Raw genomic sequence first — 15,480 nt, 5'->3', positions numbered from 1 at the left:
ACGGCGTAATGCGTACGGCGTACGGCGTAGCGCGGGCCGTGACCCGCGCGGCCCACCCGGCGGGCCGGGCGGCCCCCCTGGTGCCGGCGGACCTCAGCGGACCAGACCCCAGCGGAAACCGAGGGCCACGGCGTGCGCGCGGTCGGACGCGCCGAGCTTCTTGAACAGCCGCCGGGCGTGCGTCTTGACGGTGTCCTCCGACAGGAACAGCTCGCGGCCGATCTCTGCGTTGGACCGCCCGTGGCTCATGCCCTCCAGCACCTGGATCTCCCGGGCGGTGAGGGTGGGCGCGGCGCCCATCTCGGCGGACCGCAGCCGGCGCGGGGCGAGCCGCCAGGTCGGGTCGGCGAGCGCCTGGGTGACGGTGGCCCGCAGTTCGGCGCGCGAGGCGTCCTTGTGCAGGTAGCCGCGGGCGCCCGCGGCGACCGCGAGCGCGACCCCGTCGAGATCCTCGGCGACGGTGAGCATGATGATGCGGGCACCCGGGTCGGCGGACAGCAGCCGCCGTACGGTCTCCACCCCGCCGAGGCCGGGCATCCGGACGTCCATGAGGATCAGGTCGGACCGGTCGGCTCCCCAGCGGCGGAGCACTTCCTCGCCGTTGGCCGCGGTCGTTACGCGCTCGACGCCGGGTACGGTCGCGACCGCGCGGCGCAGGGCCTCTCGGGCGAGCGGGGAGTCGTCGCAGACGAGGACGGAAGTCATGACCGCCCCCCGCAGCTGAACCGCGTCACGTTGTGCCTCCAGGCTGTACGAAGTAACCACTTCCGCCACACTCAACGACCCTCACCCGAAAGAGTTACGAGGTTTGGTGGCCGCGATCGGCACTGTACGTGATCATGCACCTACGGTTCGGTCACGCCGCAGGTCAGAACGGGTGAGCCGGGAAATTTCCGCGGGCCGTCCGGCCCGACGGGAGGCGCGGGGCGCGCGCCGAATGCTGCTGAACGGGCGGTGACACCGGCCTTCTGTCCGGTGTGCACCCTTTGGCCGCTCTTTTCTGATGCGTGGGCTAATCGCCGGTAGATTGGCGATGAGTCATATTTACATCTACTACGACAGTAGATGTACGGTCGGAGACACCGAGGTCGTCTTGGCCGTCACGCACCCGTCGAGGGGATGAGCAATGGCAGACTTCTCCCGCCTACCCGGCCCTAACGCCGATCTCTGGGACTGGCAGCTCGTGGCAGCCTGCCGCGGCGTCGACAGCTCGCTGTTCTTCCACCCCGAGGGTGAGCGCGGTGCCGCCCGCAGCGCGCGTGAGGCCGCCGCCAAGGAGGTGTGCAGCCGCTGCCCGGTACGCGCCGAGTGCGCCACCCACGCCCTCACCGTCCGCGAGCCCTACGGCGTGTGGGGCGGGCTCACCGAGGACGAGCGCGAGGAGATGATGGGCCGCTCCCGCAACCGGATGCCCGTCCACCAGAACTGACCCCGGCGCCGCCGCGTCCGGCTGCGCCTAGGCGGCGCGCCGCCGCAGCCCCGCACGCGCCAGCCGCCCCAGCATGACGTCCACCGCGGGCACCTGCGCGAGGTCGGGCAGCGTCAGCGCCACGACCTCGCGCCGCACCCGCGGTGCCAGCCCGACCACCGCCACACCCCGCGCCCGGACGGACTCCAGCGCCAGCCGGGGCAGCACCGTCACCCCCAGCCCCGCCGCGACCAGGCCGACCACCGCCGGGTAGTCGTCGGTCGCGAAGTCGATCCGGGGTGTGAAGCCCGCCCGCTCGCACAGCTCCACCAGATGGCCCCGGCAGCGCGGGCAGCCCGCGATCCAGCGCTCGCCCGCCAGTTCGGCCAGCCGCGCCTGCGCGGCGGTGTCCGCGAGCCGGTGCCCCGGCGGTACGACGCACACCAGCGGGTCGCCCAGCAGCGGGCGCACCACAAGGTCGTCCCACGACTCCTCGGCGGGCGTCGGCAGGTCGGCGTAGCGGAAGGCGAGCGCGATGTCGCAGTCCCCGGCGCGCAGCATCTCCACCGAGCGCGGCGGCTCGGCCTCCACGAGCGAGATCTCCGTGCCCGGGTGCGCCGCCCGCATCTCCGCGACCGCGCCCGGCACCAGCGTCGCCGTCCCCGAGGGGAAGGAGGCCAGCCGCACCCGCCCGGCGCGCAGCCCGGCGATCGCGGCGATCTCCTCCTCCGCGGCGGTGAGCCCGGCGAGGATGCCGTCGGCGTGCCGGACGAGTGCCTCGCCCGCCTGCGTGAGCCGCATCTCGCGCGGGCCCCGCACCAGCAGCGGGGTGCCCGCGGCGAGCTCCAGTGCCTTCATCTGCTGGCTGACCGCGGGCTGTGTGCAGCCGAGCGCGCGGGCGGCCGCCGAGAAGGACCCGCCGCGCGCCACCGCGCGCAGGACCCGCAGGTGCCGTGCCTCCATCATGCGCCCACCATAAGCATTGCTTAGGGATATACCCAACGGATACGCAATGGACTTTGGCTTCTTGCGGGGCCAGGCTGAGGTGTCATGAGCCCCGACACCCTCACCCCCGTGGACATCACCAGCCCCATGTGCCCCGCGGAATACCCCGTGCCGGCCCCGGGCTACCTCAACACCGCGACGGTCGGCATCCCCCCCGCCCGTGTGACGGCCGCGATGCACCGCGCCCTCGACGCGTGGGCGGCAGGGCGGCCGGGCGACGCCGGCGACCCGGAGGAGGCGGTCGCCGCCGCCCGCGCCGCCTTCGCCCGGCTCGCGCACGTGCCCGTCACGCAGGTCGCGCTGGCCGGTACGGTCGCCGGGGCCGTCGGCCTGATCGCGACCGCCCTGCCGCCGGGCGCCGAGGTCGTGGCGTACCAGGGGGACTTCAGCTCGCTGGTGCACCCCTTCGCCGCCCGCCCCGACGTCCGGCTGCGGCTCGTGGCGCTGGAGGAGCTGGCCGGCGCCGTACGCCCCGGCACCGCGCTGGTCGCCGTCAGCGCCGCGCAGTCCGCGGACGGCCGGGTCGCCGACCTGCCCGCGATCCGCGCCGCGGCCGCCGCGCACGGCGCCCGTACGCTCGTCGACGCCACGCAGTCCGTGGGCTGGCTGCCGCTGGACGCGTCGCAGGACGACTACGTGGTCTGCCACGGCTACAAGTGGCTCACCAGTCCGCACGGCGCCGCCTTCCTCACCGTCCGCCCCGGCGCCGAGGACACGCTCGCCCCGACCTTCGCCGGCTGGTACGCCGCCGCCGACCCGGGCGCCTCCATCTACGGCCCCGTCGCCGAACTCGCCCCCGGCGCCCGCCGCTTCGACACCCGGCCGGCCCTGCTGTCGTACGTCGGCGCAGCCGCGGCGCTCTCGCTGGTCGAGGAGCTGGGTGTCGACCGCATCCACGCCCACGACACCGCGCTCGCGCAGCGGCTGCGCGACGGCTTCACCGCGCTCGGCTACTCCCCCGTGCCCGGCACGTCGGCGATCGTGGCCGTCCCCGGCGTACCGGACGCGGTGACCGCGCGGCTGCGCGCCGCGGGCGTCACCTTCGCCGCCCGCGCGGGGAAGGTGCGCCTGGCGCCGCACTTCTACAACACCGCCGCGGACGTCGACCTCGCCCTGGCGGCGGCCGAACAGCCCCGCGGCCGGGCCTCCGCCAGCCGGTGACCGCGGCCCGCACGGCGGGGCGGGCGGCACGCGGCGCCCGCCGCACAGCCGCCGCGGCCGGGCCTGCGGAAATACGGTTGGCCGGGGGCGCGGCCGGTGGTGGAATGGCGCCAATGGACACCAGTCACGTACTCGCGCTCTTCGACCGCCAGCTGCGCCGCGACGCCCCGCCGGAGAGCCCCACCACCCGTGTCGACCGCCTCGACGGGGTCGTACGGCAGGTCGGCGCCGGGCCGCACGAGTGGTGCGGCATCCTCTGGTCCGACCTGGACGAGACGACCGCGGACGCCGCCGTCGCCGCGCAGCTGGCCTGGCTGCGCACCGCCGAGGCGGCGGGGCGCGAGTTCGAGTGGAAGACCTACGCGCACGACCGCCCCGCCGATCTCGGCGAGCGGCTGCGCGCGGCCGGTTTCACGCCCGACCCGCCCGAGACGCTCATGGTCGGCGACGTCGCCGAGGTCATCGCGCACACCGAGGGCGCGGCCCTGCCCGCCGGCGTGCGGCTGGAGCCCGTCACCGACGCGGCGGGCGTCGACCTGGCCGCGGCCGTCCACGAGCAGGCCTTCGGCACGAGCGCGGAGCGGCTGCGGGCGCGCATGCTCGACCAGATCGCCGAGCGCGGCGACAGCGTGAGCATCGTCGTCGCGATGGCCGGGGACGAGCCGGTGTGCGCGGCCCGCATGGAGTTCTACCCCGGCACCGACTTCGCGGGCCTGTGGGGCGGCGGCACCGTCGAGCACTGGCGCGGCAGGGGCATCTACCGCGCCCTGGTCGCCCACCGCGCGCGCGTCGCCCGGGACGCCGGGTACGGCCACCTCCAGGTCGACGCCTCCGACCAGAGCCGCCCGATCCTCCAGCGCCTCGGTTTCGCGGCGCTCAGCGTGACGACGCCGTACCTGATCACCGCCCCGGCGTAGCGCCTGCCCGGCGGGGGCGTGCTCCGGCACGGCGGCAGGTGCGCCGCGCGCGTGCGGACGCCCCCTCGCCCGGGTGCCGGGCAGAGCCGGGGCCGGCGCGTACGGCGCACGCCTGCGCACCACCCCGGCGGCACGCCGCCGTTCCCCGCCCGCGGGGCGCGGCACTCCCGCCCGCGCGGGGCCGCCCCGGGCCCCCGCGCCCCGATCCCGTACCCCCAGGAGACACCGCCCGTGCACGTACTGAGCGTCAACGTCGGCCGGCCGCAGCCCAACCCCTGGAAGAGTCTGGAGGCGACCGGCATCGACAAGCGGCCCGTCGCCGGGCCGGTCGCGGTGACGGCGGCGGGGCCCAAGGGCACCGGCGCGGTGGGCCTGGCCGGGGACCGGGCGTACGACGTGAGGAACCACGGCGGCACCCACCAGGCCGTCTACGCCTTCGCGCGCGAGGACCTCGACCGCTGGGAGCGCGAACTCGGCCGCACCCTCCCCAGCGGCTCCTTCGGGGAGAACCTGACGACGGCCGGCTACGACGTCAACGAGGCCCTGATCGGGGAGCGCTGGCGGATCGGCGGGAGCGCCGGGCCGGTCCTGGAGGTCTCCTGCCCGCGCATCCCCTGTGTGACCTTCGCCGGGTGGCTCGGCGAGCAGGGCTGGATGAAGCGCTTCACGCGGGACGCGCGGCCCGGCCCGTACCTGCGCGTCGTCGAGCCGGGCGAGCTGGCCGCGGGCGACACGCTGGAGGTCGTCCACCGCCCCGGGCACCACGCCGTGACGGTGAGCCTCTCCTTCCGCGCCTTCACCACCGAACCCGAGCTGCTCCCCCGGCTGCTGGACGCCGACGCGCTCCCGCCGGAGGACCTCGCGGCGGTCCGCAAGCGCCTGGACCCGCATCCGGGCTGAGGGCCGCGCCCGCCCCGTACGCTGCCCCAATGACGACTTCCCTCATCACGGGCGCGACGTCCGGCATCGGTGCGGCATTCGCCCGGCGGCTCGCCGCCGACGGGCACGGCCTGGTGCTCGTCGCGCGCGACGCCGTACGCCTCGGCGAGCGCGCCGGGGAACTGCGCGGGCGGTACGGCGTCGACGTCGAGATCCTCCAGGCGGACCTGGCCGCGGACGGCGGCATCTCCGCGGTCGAGGAGCGGCTGCGCAGCCCCGTCCTGCCGCCGGTGGACGTCCTGGTCAACAACGCGGGCTTCGGCCAGGGCAGCCCCTTCCCCGACTCCCCGATGGCCGACGAGCTGCGCATGCTCACGCTGCACTGCGAGGCGGTGCTCCGGCTCACCGCCGCCGCGGTGGAGGGGATGCGCGAGCGCGGCCGCGGCTTCGTGGTCAACGTGTCCTCGGTCGCGGCCTTCATGCCGCGCGGCACGTACGCGGCGAGCAAGGCGTGGGTCGTCCGCTTCACCGAGGGCGCCGCCCTCGACCTGCGCGGCTCCGGCATCCGCTTCCTCGCGCTGTGCCCGGGCTTCGTGCGCACCGAATTCCACGAGCGGGCCGGCATGGACGCGAGCCGCCTGCCGCGCCTCGCCTGGCTCGACGCGGACAAGGTCGTCTCCGCGGCGCTGCGCGACCTGGCCCGCGGCCGTGTCGTGAGCGTTCCCGACGCCCGCTACAAGGTGGCCGTGGGCCTCGCCCGCCATGTCCCGTCCCGTCTCTTCGGCGCCGCCTCCACGACGGCGGGCCGCCGCTACGACCCCCGGCGCGGCTGATCGGGCGGCCTGGGAACGTTCGTCCGGTACGGCACGCGGCTGGCACTCCGCTTGACCGAGTGCTAAGAGCGGCCTACGCTCACTTCTGGCACTCAGCGAGGCTGAGTGCCAGAACTCAGCGACGAGGCAGGTCCGGCACCCGCGACGACGGGCCTACCAGGTCGCCGACCCTGACAGACACTCCCGTGAGCCCTTTGAAGGGGGAGGTCGGATCGTGACGACCGCCAGCACCAAGGTTGCCATCAAGCCGCTCGAGGACCGCATCGTGGTCCAGCCGCTCGACGCCGAGCAGACCACGGCCTCGGGCCTGGTCATCCCGGACACCGCCAAGGAGAAGCCCCAGGAGGGCGTCGTCCTGGCCGTGGGCCCGGGCCGCTTCGAGGACGGCCAGCGGCTGCCCCTCGACGTCGCCGTCGGCGACGTCGTGCTGTACAGCAAGTACGGCGGCACCGAGGTGAAGTACAACGGCGAGGAGTACCTCGTCCTCTCGGCCCGCGACGTTCTCGCGATCGTCGAGAAGTAAGTCCCGGCTGCACAAGCCCTTGATCCCGCCCCGGGTGTCCGAGCCTTGCGGCCGGGTCCCCGGGGCGGGGTTGTTTCACCGTCCTTATCGTCCGTGACGACGTGTTAGACGAGTAGACGAGGTAGTTCGCAGGCATGGCCAAGATTCTGAAGTTCGACGAGGACGCCCGTCGCGCCCTGGAGCGCGGCGTCAACAAGCTCGCCGACACCGTGAAGGTGACCATCGGCCCCAAGGGCCGCAATGTCGTCATCGACAAGAAGTTCGGTGCGCCGACCATCACCAACGACGGCGTCACGATCGCCCGCGAGGTCGAGCTGGAGGACCCGTACGAGAACCTGGGCGCCCAGCTCGTCAAGGAGGTGGCGACCAAGACCAACGACATCGCGGGTGACGGCACCACCACCGCGACCGTGCTGGCCCAGGCGCTGGTCCGCGAGGGCCTGCGCAACGTCGCCGCCGGCGCGTCCCCCGCCGCCCTCAAGAAGGGCATCGACGCCGCGGTCAAGGCCGTCTCCGACGAGCTGCTGGCCACCGCGCGCGCCATCGAGGGCAAGGACGACATCGCCGCCGTCGCCGCGCTGTCCGCGCAGGACAAGCAGGTCGGCGAGCTGATCGCCGAGGCGATGGACAAGGTCGGCAAGGACGGTGTCATCACCGTCGAGGAGTCCAACACCTTCGGCCTGGACCTGGAGTTCACCGAGGGCATGGCCTTCGACAAGGGCTACCTGTCGCCGTACTTCGTCACCGACCAGGAGCGGATGGAGGCCGTCCTCGACGACCCGTACATCCTCATCCACCAGGGCAAGATCTCCTCGATCCAGGACCTGCTGCCGCTGCTGGAGAAGGTCATCCAGGCCGGTGGCTCCAAGCCGCTGCTGATCATCGCCGAGGACGTCGAGGGCGAGGCCCTGTCCACCCTGGTCGTCAACAAGATCCGCGGCACGTTCAACGCCGTCGCGGTCAAGGCGCCCGGCTTCGGTGACCGCCGCAAGGCCATGCTCGGCGACATCGCCACCCTCACCGGCGCGACCGTCATCGCCGAGGAGGTCGGCCTCAAGCTCGACCAGGCCGGCCTGGACCTGCTCGGCTCCGCCCGCCGCGCCACCATCACCAAGGACGAGACCACCATCGTCGACGGTGCCGGTGACAAGGCCGAGATCGAGGGCCGCGTCGCCCAGATCAAGGCGGAGATCTCCACCACCGACTCCGACTGGGACCGCGAGAAGCTCCAGGAGCGCCTGGCGAAGCTCGCGGGCGGCGTGTGCGTCATCCGCGTCGGCGCGGCCACCGAGGTCGAGCTGAAGGAGAAGAAGCACCGCCTGGAGGACGCGATCTCCGCGACCCGCGCGGCCGTCGAGGAGGGCATCGTCTCCGGCGGTGGCTCCGCGCTCGTCCACGCCGTCAAGGTGCTCGGCGAGAACCTGGGCAAGGAGGGCGACGAGGCCACCGGTGTCGCCGTCGTCCGCCGCGCCGCCGTCGAGCCGCTGCGCTGGATCGCCGAGAACGCGGGCCTGGAGGGCTACGTCATCACCTCCAAGGTCGCCGACCTCGACAAGGGCCACGGCTTCAACGCCGCGACCGGCGAGTACGTCGACCTGGTCAAGGCCGGCGTCATCGACCCGGTCAAGGTCACCCGCTCCGCGCTGGAGAACGCCGCGTCGATCGCCTCCCTGCTGCTCACGACCGAGACCCTGGTCGTCGAGAAGAAGGAAGAGGAGCCCGAGGCGGCCGGCGGCCACGGCCACGGCCACTCGCACTGACCCCTTCACGGGCCTGACGCCCGCCACCCCCTCGCCGGGGTGGCGGGCGTCCGTCGTTCGCGGCGCGGGGTCAGGCGCGGCGGGACCAGTCCCCGTCCAGGCGGTCGGCCAGGCCGGCCGCGGTGAAGGCCGCGAGCAGGTCCTCGCGGCCCTCGGTGAAGTGGGCCCAGCTGTCGTGGTGGGCCGGGACGACGCGGCGGGCGTCGAGGATACGGGCGGCCTCGGCGGCCTGGGCGCTGTCCAGGACGAGCAGGCCGCCGCCGAAGAGCGCGGGGAAGCGCGGGGCGCCCGCGAACAGGACCGCGGTGTCCACCGGGGCGAAGCGCGCGGCGATCTCCCTGACGGCGTCCAGGGAGGCGTTGTCACCGCTGACGTAGACCGTCGGCAGGCCCTCCCCGGTCAGGACGAAACCGACCACCTGGCCGGTGGACGGCTCCACCTCCTCGCGCGGGCCGGGGCCGTGGACGGCGGGCACCGCGGTGACGGTGACGGTGCCGCCGCCCGGACGTTCCAGTTCGGCCGTCTCCCAGTCGGCCAGGCCCCTGGCGCTCCCCCCGAGGCGCTCGCCGCCGCCGGGGGTGGTCAGCGTCAGGGGGACGCCGGCGAGGAGGGCGCGGCCGGCGTCGTCGAGGTTGTCGGCGTGCTCGTCGTGGGAGAGCAGGACGACGTCGACGGGCCCGACGTCGGCGGGGGTGCCGGCGGAGGGGGCGGTCTTGGTCAGGACCGGGCGTCCGGGGCGGCGGAAGTCGCCGGGGCCGTCGAACGTCGGGTCGGTCAGGAACCGCAGGCCGCCGTACTCGAACGAGACGGTCGGGCCGCCGAACGTGCGGACGGGGAACTGGCCGGCGCCGGTCTGGGACATCGCATCTCCCTGTTTTCTCACGAAAAAAGTCTGCGTTTAACGTGATGACATCGACAGGCTAGGCAGGCATCACGGAAAAACGCAAGCACTACCATGAGAGGTATGGACGACACCCAGGCCACCGGCACGCCGCAGCCCGCCCTGCCCCCGGCCCCGGGAGCCGACCGGCACCGCTCCCTGGACTTCGCCGACACCGCAGCCACCCTGCCCGCCGGCCAGAGCTACGACCTGCTCGCCACCCCCGACGCCGCCATGCGCTGGCTCACCGCCCACGGCCTCACCACCCCGGACGTGCGGCTCTACGAGCTCTGCGCCCAGCGCATGCGCACCCTGCGCGCCCACGTGCGGGCCCTGTTCGCCGCCCGCGTCGACGGCACCGCCCCGGCCGAGGCGTCCCTGCTCGCGGTGAACCAGGCCCTCACCGCCGTCCCGACCGCGCCCCTGCTGAGCTGGGACGGCGCCGAGGGCCCGCGCCGCGTCCGGGCGCACCCCACCGACCAGGCCGTCAACCACGCACTGGCGACCCTCGCCGCCGACGCCGCCGACCTGCTCACCGGGCCCGACGCCGGCATCCTCGCCGCCTGCGGCTCCGCCCCCTGCGACCGCTTCCTCCTGCGCACCCACGGCCGCCGCCACTGGTGCTCCACCCGCTGCGGCGACCGCGCCCGCGCCGCCCGCGCCTACGCCCAGCGCGGCGGCGCCTCCCGCTGACGGGCGGGGAGGCCCTCCCGCCAGGGCAGAATGGGCGGGTGACGCCCGAGGACCTGGACCGGCTGCTGGCGCCCGAGGGGCAGGAACTGCTCACCGGGCTGCGAGGCCACGACCCCGCCGACGACCTCGCCGCCTCCACCCGGCTGCGGCGGACGTACGACGCCGGGCTCGTCGCCGCGGCCCTCACGCAGACGCGGCTGCGGCAGCGCGGCGCGGCGAAGTTCGGGCCCGAGGCGGAACGGATGTACTTCACGCCGCACGGCCTGGAGCAGTCCACCCGCGCGGCCGTCGCCGGCCACCGCGCCCGGCGCTTCGCCGCGCACGGCCCCGGCGGCGTCGCCGACCTCTGCTGCGGGGTGGGCGGCGACGCGATCGCCCTGCTGCGCGCGGGCCTCGCCGTCACCGCGGTCGACCGCGATCCGCTGACCTGCGCCGTCGTACGGGCGAACGCCGAGGCGCTGGGGCTGGGCGCGCGGCTGGAGGTGGTGTGCGCGGACGTCGCGGACACCGGCACCGGCGGCCGCGACGGCGTCTTCGTCGACCCCGCCCGCCGCACCGCCCGCGGCCGCGTCTTCGACCCCGAGGCCTACTCCCCGCCCCTGTCCTGGGCGCTGGACGCGGCGGCGAAGGGCGCGCCGGGCGCGGTCAAGGTCGCGCCGGGCATCCCGCACGAGGCCGTCCCGCCGGAGGCGGAGGCCGAGTGGATCTCGGACGGCGGTGACGTCAAGGAAGCGGTGCTGTGGTTCGGCGCGGGCGGGGCCGGGGTGCGGCGCGCCACCCTGCTCCCCTCCGGTGCCACCCTCGTCGGCCGCGGCCTCCCCGACCCTCCCGTCCGCCCCGTCGCCCGCTACCTCTACGAACCGGACGGCGCCGTCATCCGCGCCCACCTCGTCGCCGAGGCCGCGGAGGAGCTGGACGCCGCCCTGATCGACCCGACCATCGCCTACGTCACCGCGGACACCCTGCGCCCGACCCCGTACGCGACCGCGTACGAGATCACCGATGTGCTCCCCTTCCACCTCAAGCGCCTCAGGGCCCTCCTGCGCGAGCGCGGGGTCGGCATCCTGACGGTGAAGAAGCGCGGCTCCGCGGTCGACCCCGAAGAGCTGCGCCGCCGCGTCCGCCCCCAGGGCCCGAACAGCGCCACGGTCTTCCTGACCCGCGTGGCGGGGGCGCCCACGATGCTGCTGGGGCACCCGGCCGGCCGGGACGCTCCCCCCGGATCACCCACCGGGCCGTGACCGCGGAAAAGGACCGGGTGCGGACCGATGAGTTCCCGCACGATCACCGGTCATAGGTCACGGTCGGTGCGCCGCAGCCGAGGACGGGGCTGAAGCGCCCGCCCGCCCGACCCGCGAACCGGACACGAGACACCGAGGAACCACGGATGCGCACCCTGATCAGCACTGCCTTCATCTCGCTCGACGGCGTCGTGGAGGCTCCGGGCGGCGAGCCCGGCTACCGGAACTCCGGCTGGACCTTCAAGGACGTCGAGTTCCTCCCCGAGGCGTTCGACATCAAGGGCCGCGAGCAGAAGGAGGCCGCGGCGATGCTGATGGGCCGGACCAGCTACGAGGCCTTCAGCCCGGTGTGGCCGGACATGGCGGACTTCGCCGACTACAAGGTGATGCCGAAGTACGTCGTCTCCACCACCCTCACCGAGGACGACCTGGTGACGAACTGGGGCGAGACGACGATCCTGCGCTCACTCGACGAGGTCGCCGCCCTGAAGGAGACCGAGGGCGGCCCGATCATCGTCCACGGCAGCGCCTCCCTGAACCAGGGCCTCTCGGACGCCGGCCTGATCGACCGGTACCACCTGCTCGTCTTCCCGCTCCTGCTCGGCGCGGGCAAGCGCCTGTTCAGCTCCACGGACAAGGACACCCAGAAGCTGAGGCTGGTCGAGCACCAGGCGTACGCGAACGGTCTGCAGAAGAACGTGTTCGACGTCGTCCGCTGACACGGCTGCCGCACCCGCCGTCGCCCTCTTGTCCGTTCCGTTCCGCTCCGTCCTGCCGCCGTCGCCGGCCGCGGCCGGTCAGGCCCCCGGCAGCGGGGCGCTGACGGCCAGGCCCTCGTCGAGGGCCGCGGCCAGGGGTTCCGCGAGGGCCGGGAAGCGGTGGGCGGTCCACTGCCGGGCGACGGTGAGGAAGCCGCGCAGGTCGTCCTGGACACCGCGCAGGATCGCCGGGAGGCCCGCCAGCGGGATCTCCAGCGGCGGACCGCCCGGGGGCCCTGGGGCCCCGGCGCCGTCCGGCCACAGGTGGACGGCGGCGCCGTGGTGCTCGATGCGCGGGGACGGGTCGTGGCCGAGCCACAGGGACCCACCGGCCGTGACCTCCAGCCATTCGCGCCAGTCCTCCAGGCCGCAGCAGCAGCCGGGAACGACGGTGACGCCGGTCGCCGTGTCGTGGAAGCGCAGGCCGCCCGGGGCGAGGATCCTGTCCGTGTCCAGCAGGGCGCGGAGCAGCGCCTCGGCGTCCGCGGGAGGGTCGTCGCCGTCCCCCGCCCGCGCGTTGTAGTCGGCCAGCATCGCCAGCGCGCCGCCCACCTCGGGCGGCGGCATGCGGGCCGACACCGGCGCGAAGGTGTACGGCGGCAGACCCGCCACCGGCCAGAGGGAGAAACCGGCCGCTTCCGGCGTCTCCAGGACGGCTTCGACGATCAGCACCCGTTCGTCCCCCTCAGCCTCTCCGGCGACCGCCCGCCCCGGAAACCGGCGGGCCGCCCCGGCCTCCCGCACAGGTCACGCGGCGCGGAGCAGCAGGCTCGCACACCGTCCGGCGCGGCCACCACCGGGTTACGGCTCCTCCACCCCCACCGACGTGAAGCGCCACCGGTGGACCTCCCGGCGGGTCAGCGCCTCCGGCGGGGAGGGCAGATCCTCCGCTTGCCCGTCGTCGGGCCACCAGGTCAGGACGAGGACGCGGTCGCCCGGGGCGGTGAAGAACTCGCGGCGGAGGTAGGGGCCTGGCGCGGCGGCCGCGCGGGCCCATTGCAGGAGGGCCGGGCCGGCACCGGGCCGGGCGGCGGCCTCCCACATCAAGGTCAGGGGCATCGCAGGCTCAGGTGTGGAGGTGGTCGGCGGACAGCTCGTGGACGTGCGTGTGGCCGGGGACGGAGACCTCCGTGACGGGGAGGGAGGAGTCCGCGGGGAGGTCGAGGGTGGAGGCCGCGCGGCCGCGGGCGACCATCTCGGCGCCGAGGGCGGCGACCATCGCGCCGTTGTCCGTGCACAGGCCGGGGCGCGGCACGCGCAGCCGGATGCCGGCGGCCTCGCAGCGTTCCATGGCCAGCGAGCGCAGGCGGGAGTTGGCGGCGACGCCGCCGCCGATCATCAGGTGGTCGACGCCGTTGTCGCGGCAGGCGCGGATCGCCTTGCGGGTCAGGACGTCGACGACGGCCTCCTGGAAGGACGCGGCCACGTCCGCGACCGGGACGTCCTGGCCGTCGCGGCGGCGGGCCTCGACCCAGCGGGCGACGGCCGTCTTGAGGCCGGAGAAGGAGAAGTCGTAGAGCGGGTCGCGGCCGCCGGTCAGGCCCCGGGGGAAGGCGATCGCGGCGGGGTCGCCCTCGCGGGCGTGCCGGTCGATCGCGGGGCCGCCGGGGAAGCCGAGGCCGAGGACGCGGGCCACCTTGTCGAAGGCCTCGCCGGCCGCGTCGTCGATGGTGGAGCCGAGCGGCCGCACGTCGGAGGTGATGTCGGGGGCGAGCAGCAGCGAGGAGTGGCCGCCGGAGACCAGCAGGGCCATCGTCGGCTCGGGCAGCGCGCCGTGTTCGAGCTGGTCGACGCAGATGTGCGACGCGAGGTGGTTGACGCCGTAGAGCGGCTTGCCGAGCGCGTACGCGTACGCCTTCGCCGCCGACACGCCGACGAGCAGCGCGCCCGCGAGGCCGGGGCCGGCGGTGACGGCGATGCCGTCGAGGTCGCGGGCGCTCACCCCGGCCTGCTCCAGGGCGCGCTGGATCGTCGGGACCATCGCCTCCAGGTGGGCCCGGCTGGCGACCTCGGGGACGACGCCGCCGTAGCGGGCGTGCTCGTCGACGCTGGAGGCGACGGCGTCGGCGAGCAGCGTGTGCCCGCGCACGATTCCGACGCCGGTCTCGTCGCACGAGGTCTCGATACCGAGTACGAGTGGTTCGTCAGCCATGGGTCCCTCAGCCGTTGTCAGCCGTTGTCAGCCGTTGTCGATGTTCTGTGCCGGGTCGGCGCGGCGCATGACGAGCGCGTCGACGTTGCCCGGCTGGTAGTAGCCCTTGCGGACGCCGATCGGCTCGAAGCCGAACCGCTCGTAGAGCCGCTGGGCGCGCGGGTTGTCGACCCGCACCTCCAGCAGCACCTCGTGGCACTCCGCGTCCGTCGCGGCCTGGAGCAGCGCCCCCAGCAGCCGCGCGCCGAGCCCGGTGCCCCAGTGGTCGCGCGCGACGGCGATGGTCTGCACGTCGCCGGTGCCGGCGACCGCGGCGAGCCCGGCGTATCCGACGACACGGCCCCCGGGCGTCTCCGCGACGAGGTACGTGCGGGTCGCCGCCGGGTGCCGGGCGTCGGCCAGCTCGGACCAGAACATGCCGCGCGACCAGGCGTCGTCGGGGAAGAGGTCGTGTTCGAGGCCGATGACGCGGTCCAGGTCCCACCAGCGCATGTCCCGCAGCGCCACCGCCGCCGCGTCGGGGGCCGTGCTCACGTCGGCAGGACCGCCTTGTAGCCGGCCGGCACCTGCGCGTCCGGACGGCGCAGGTAGAGCGGCAGCGGCGGCAGGAAGTCCGCGCCGGTCGCGAGCCGGTGCGCGGCGAGCGCGGCGAGCGCGCCCGCGGACTGGTGCGCGGGGTCGGGGCGGCGGTCCGGGAAGGCGTCGGGGTAGAGCGCGGCGCCCGCGCCGACCGCGGGCAGCGCGCGGATCTCCTCCGGCAGGCCGGCGGCCCGGTCCACGGCGGGCTCGGTCACGCGCGCGGTGGGGCCGTCGTAGCGCGCCCAGTACACCTCTTTGCGGCGCGCGTCGGTCGCGACGGTGAAGGGCCCGTCGAGCCCCGCCTCCCCCGCGGCCCACGCGAGCCCGTCGAGCGTGCACACGCCGTGCACGGGGACGCCGAGGGCGTCGCCGAAGGCCGCGGCGGTGACCAGACCGACGCGCAGACCCGTGTACGGGCCCGGCCCGACGCCGACGACCACGCCGGTGACCTCGTCCAGCGCGCGCCCCGCGGTGGCCAGCACCCGGTCCACGGCGGGCACCAGCAGCTCGCCGTGCCGGCGGGCGTCGACCACCGTGGACTCGGCGAGCACCCGCTCCCCGTCGTGCAGGGCGGCGGTCACGGCGGGCGTGGCGGTGTCGAAGGCAAGCAGCAGCACGCCCCCAGGGTACGGGCAGCCGCGGTGACCCCGTTCCGCCGGTCGCCGCGGCTGCTACCGTCAACGGGAGCGAG

At 74.8% G+C, this 15,480-nt stretch carries 18 protein-coding genes; 10 read left to right on the top strand and 8 right to left on the bottom strand.

The genetic code is table 11. The annotated features are described in order from the left end of the window. Positions 1 to 93: 93 nt before the first annotated feature. Positions 94 to 705, bottom strand: a complete 612-nt coding sequence (locus tag ACH4SE_RS20250) for a response regulator transcription factor (RefSeq protein WP_003948568.1) — start codon at positions 703 to 705, stop codon at positions 94 to 96. A gap of 421 nt (positions 706 to 1,126) precedes the next feature. On the opposite strand from ACH4SE_RS20250, the gene ACH4SE_RS20245 reads away from it, so the two are divergent. Then, entirely contained in the window at positions 1,127 to 1,429 is a 303-nt protein-coding gene (locus tag ACH4SE_RS20245; protein ID WP_398544767.1) for a WhiB family transcriptional regulator, read from the top strand. Positions 1,430 to 1,456: 27 nt separating this feature from the next. On the opposite strand, the gene ACH4SE_RS20240 is transcribed toward ACH4SE_RS20245, so the two are convergent. Beyond that, positions 1,457 to 2,374 carry a LysR family transcriptional regulator gene (locus tag ACH4SE_RS20240; RefSeq protein ID WP_398544766.1) on the bottom strand — a complete coding sequence of 306 codons (918 nt, stop codon included), beginning with the start codon at positions 2,372 to 2,374 and terminating at the stop codon, positions 1,457 to 1,459. 84 nt (positions 2,375 to 2,458) lie between these two features. Here ACH4SE_RS20240 and ACH4SE_RS20235 point away from each other — a divergent pair, with 84 nt between their 5' ends. The 6 genes from ACH4SE_RS20235 to groL all read left to right on the top strand — a co-directional run bounded on the left by ACH4SE_RS20235 (position 2,459) and on the right by groL (position 8,486). Further along, complete coding sequence (locus ACH4SE_RS20235; RefSeq protein WP_398544765.1) at positions 2,459 to 3,574, top strand: aminotransferase class V-fold PLP-dependent enzyme; 1,116 nt, start codon at positions 2,459 to 2,461, stop codon at positions 3,572 to 3,574. A gap of 113 nt (positions 3,575 to 3,687) precedes the next feature. Next, positions 3,688 to 4,491 (top strand): GNAT family N-acetyltransferase, encoded by an 804-nt coding sequence (locus ACH4SE_RS20230; protein ID WP_398544764.1) that lies wholly within the window; start codon positions 3,688 to 3,690, stop codon positions 4,489 to 4,491. Positions 4,492 to 4,722: 231 nt separating this feature from the next. After that, entirely contained in the window at positions 4,723 to 5,391 is a 669-nt protein-coding gene (locus ACH4SE_RS20225; RefSeq protein ID WP_398544763.1) for an MOSC domain-containing protein, read from the top strand. A 29-nt stretch (positions 5,392 to 5,420) separates the two neighbouring features. Next, a complete protein-coding gene (locus tag ACH4SE_RS20220) occupies positions 5,421 to 6,203 on the top strand; it encodes an SDR family NAD(P)-dependent oxidoreductase (protein WP_398544762.1) in 783 nt (260 codons plus the stop codon). Between the two features lie 214 nt (positions 6,204 to 6,417). Further along, entirely contained in the window at positions 6,418 to 6,726 is a 309-nt protein-coding gene (groES, locus tag ACH4SE_RS20215) for a co-chaperone GroES (protein WP_031516465.1), read from the top strand. 134 nt (positions 6,727 to 6,860) lie between these two features. Then, positions 6,861 to 8,486, top strand: a complete 1,626-nt coding sequence (groL, locus tag ACH4SE_RS20210; protein ID WP_398544761.1) for a chaperonin GroEL — start codon at positions 6,861 to 6,863, stop codon at positions 8,484 to 8,486. A gap of 70 nt (positions 8,487 to 8,556) precedes the next feature. Here groL and ACH4SE_RS20205 read toward each other — a convergent pair whose 3' ends face one another. Next, positions 8,557 to 9,348, bottom strand: coding sequence for an MBL fold metallo-hydrolase (locus ACH4SE_RS20205; RefSeq protein ID WP_398544760.1), 792 nt, complete (start codon positions 9,346 to 9,348; stop codon positions 8,557 to 8,559). A 102-nt stretch (positions 9,349 to 9,450) separates the two neighbouring features. Between ACH4SE_RS20205 and ACH4SE_RS20200 the strand changes: the two genes are divergently transcribed. The 3 genes from ACH4SE_RS20200 (at position 9,451) to ACH4SE_RS20190 (ending at position 12,019) form a co-directional block, all read left to right on the top strand. Next, the gene (locus ACH4SE_RS20200; RefSeq protein WP_398544759.1) at positions 9,451 to 10,059 is read left to right on the top strand and encodes an ABATE domain-containing protein; all 609 of its coding nucleotides are present in this window, start codon (positions 9,451 to 9,453) and stop codon (positions 10,057 to 10,059) included. A 38-nt stretch (positions 10,060 to 10,097) separates the two neighbouring features. After that, complete coding sequence (locus ACH4SE_RS20195) at positions 10,098 to 11,300, top strand: SAM-dependent methyltransferase (protein ID WP_398544758.1); 1,203 nt, start codon at positions 10,098 to 10,100, stop codon at positions 11,298 to 11,300. Positions 11,301 to 11,446: 146 nt separating this feature from the next. Beyond that, complete coding sequence (locus ACH4SE_RS20190) at positions 11,447 to 12,019, top strand: dihydrofolate reductase family protein (protein WP_398544757.1); 573 nt, start codon at positions 11,447 to 11,449, stop codon at positions 12,017 to 12,019. Between the two features lie 78 nt (positions 12,020 to 12,097). On the opposite strand, the gene ACH4SE_RS20185 is transcribed toward ACH4SE_RS20190, so the two are convergent. From ACH4SE_RS20185 to tsaB, 5 genes are all read right to left on the bottom strand, one after another. Beyond that, positions 12,098 to 12,730, bottom strand: coding sequence for a hypothetical protein (locus ACH4SE_RS20185; protein WP_398544756.1), 633 nt, complete (start codon positions 12,728 to 12,730; stop codon positions 12,098 to 12,100). 129 nt (positions 12,731 to 12,859) lie between these two features. Further along, positions 12,860 to 13,117 carry a hypothetical protein gene (locus tag ACH4SE_RS20180; protein WP_398544755.1) on the bottom strand — a complete coding sequence of 86 codons (258 nt, stop codon included), beginning with the start codon at positions 13,115 to 13,117 and terminating at the stop codon, positions 12,860 to 12,862. 7 nt (positions 13,118 to 13,124) lie between these two features. Continuing rightward, complete coding sequence (gene tsaD, locus ACH4SE_RS20175; protein WP_398544754.1) at positions 13,125 to 14,210, bottom strand: tRNA (adenosine(37)-N6)-threonylcarbamoyltransferase complex transferase subunit TsaD; 1,086 nt, start codon at positions 14,208 to 14,210, stop codon at positions 13,125 to 13,127. A 27-nt stretch (positions 14,211 to 14,237) separates the two neighbouring features. Then, positions 14,238 to 14,702, bottom strand: coding sequence for a ribosomal protein S18-alanine N-acetyltransferase (gene rimI, locus ACH4SE_RS20170; protein WP_398544930.1), 465 nt, complete (start codon positions 14,700 to 14,702; stop codon positions 14,238 to 14,240). A 38-nt stretch (positions 14,703 to 14,740) separates the two neighbouring features. Beyond that, a complete protein-coding gene (tsaB, locus tag ACH4SE_RS20165; RefSeq protein ID WP_398544753.1) occupies positions 14,741 to 15,406 on the bottom strand; it encodes a tRNA (adenosine(37)-N6)-threonylcarbamoyltransferase complex dimerization subunit type 1 TsaB in 666 nt (221 codons plus the stop codon). Positions 15,407 to 15,480 lie beyond the last annotated feature (74 nt).

It is taken from the genome of Streptomyces sp. NPDC020983 (assembly GCF_044333485.1).
In the GTDB taxonomy this organism is placed as follows: domain Bacteria; phylum Actinomycetota; class Actinomycetes; order Streptomycetales; family Streptomycetaceae; genus Actinacidiphila.
This window is presented reverse-complemented; position numbering and strand designations above follow the sequence as displayed.

Coding starts and splice junctions, on each gene's coding strand:
- ACH4SE_RS20250 (WP_003948568.1), bottom strand. CDS start 705: ATGACTTCCGTCCTCGTCTGCGACGACTCCCCGCTCGCCCGAGAGGCC.
- ACH4SE_RS20245 (WP_398544767.1), top strand. CDS start 1,127: ATGGCAGACTTCTCCCGCCTACCCGGCCCTAACGCCGATCTCTGGGAC.
- ACH4SE_RS20240 (WP_398544766.1), bottom strand. CDS start 2,374: ATGATGGAGGCACGGCACCTGCGGGTCCTGCGCGCGGTGGCGCGCGGC.
- ACH4SE_RS20235 (WP_398544765.1), top strand. CDS start 2,459: ATGAGCCCCGACACCCTCACCCCCGTGGACATCACCAGCCCCATGTGC.
- ACH4SE_RS20230 (WP_398544764.1), top strand. CDS start 3,688: ATGGACACCAGTCACGTACTCGCGCTCTTCGACCGCCAGCTGCGCCGC.
- ACH4SE_RS20220 (WP_398544762.1), top strand. CDS start 5,421: ATGACGACTTCCCTCATCACGGGCGCGACGTCCGGCATCGGTGCGGCA.
- groL (WP_398544761.1), top strand. CDS start 6,861: ATGGCCAAGATTCTGAAGTTCGACGAGGACGCCCGTCGCGCCCTGGAG.
- ACH4SE_RS20205 (WP_398544760.1), bottom strand. CDS start 9,348: ATGTCCCAGACCGGCGCCGGCCAGTTCCCCGTCCGCACGTTCGGCGGC.
- ACH4SE_RS20200 (WP_398544759.1), top strand. CDS start 9,451: ATGGACGACACCCAGGCCACCGGCACGCCGCAGCCCGCCCTGCCCCCG.
- ACH4SE_RS20190 (WP_398544757.1), top strand. CDS start 11,447: ATGCGCACCCTGATCAGCACTGCCTTCATCTCGCTCGACGGCGTCGTG.
- ACH4SE_RS20180 (WP_398544755.1), bottom strand. CDS start 13,117: ATGCCCCTGACCTTGATGTGGGAGGCCGCCGCCCGGCCCGGTGCCGGC.
- tsaD (WP_398544754.1), bottom strand. CDS start 14,210: ATGGCTGACGAACCACTCGTACTCGGTATCGAGACCTCGTGCGACGAG.
- rimI (WP_398544930.1), bottom strand. CDS start 14,702: ATGCGCTGGTGGGACCTGGACCGCGTCATCGGCCTCGAACACGACCTC.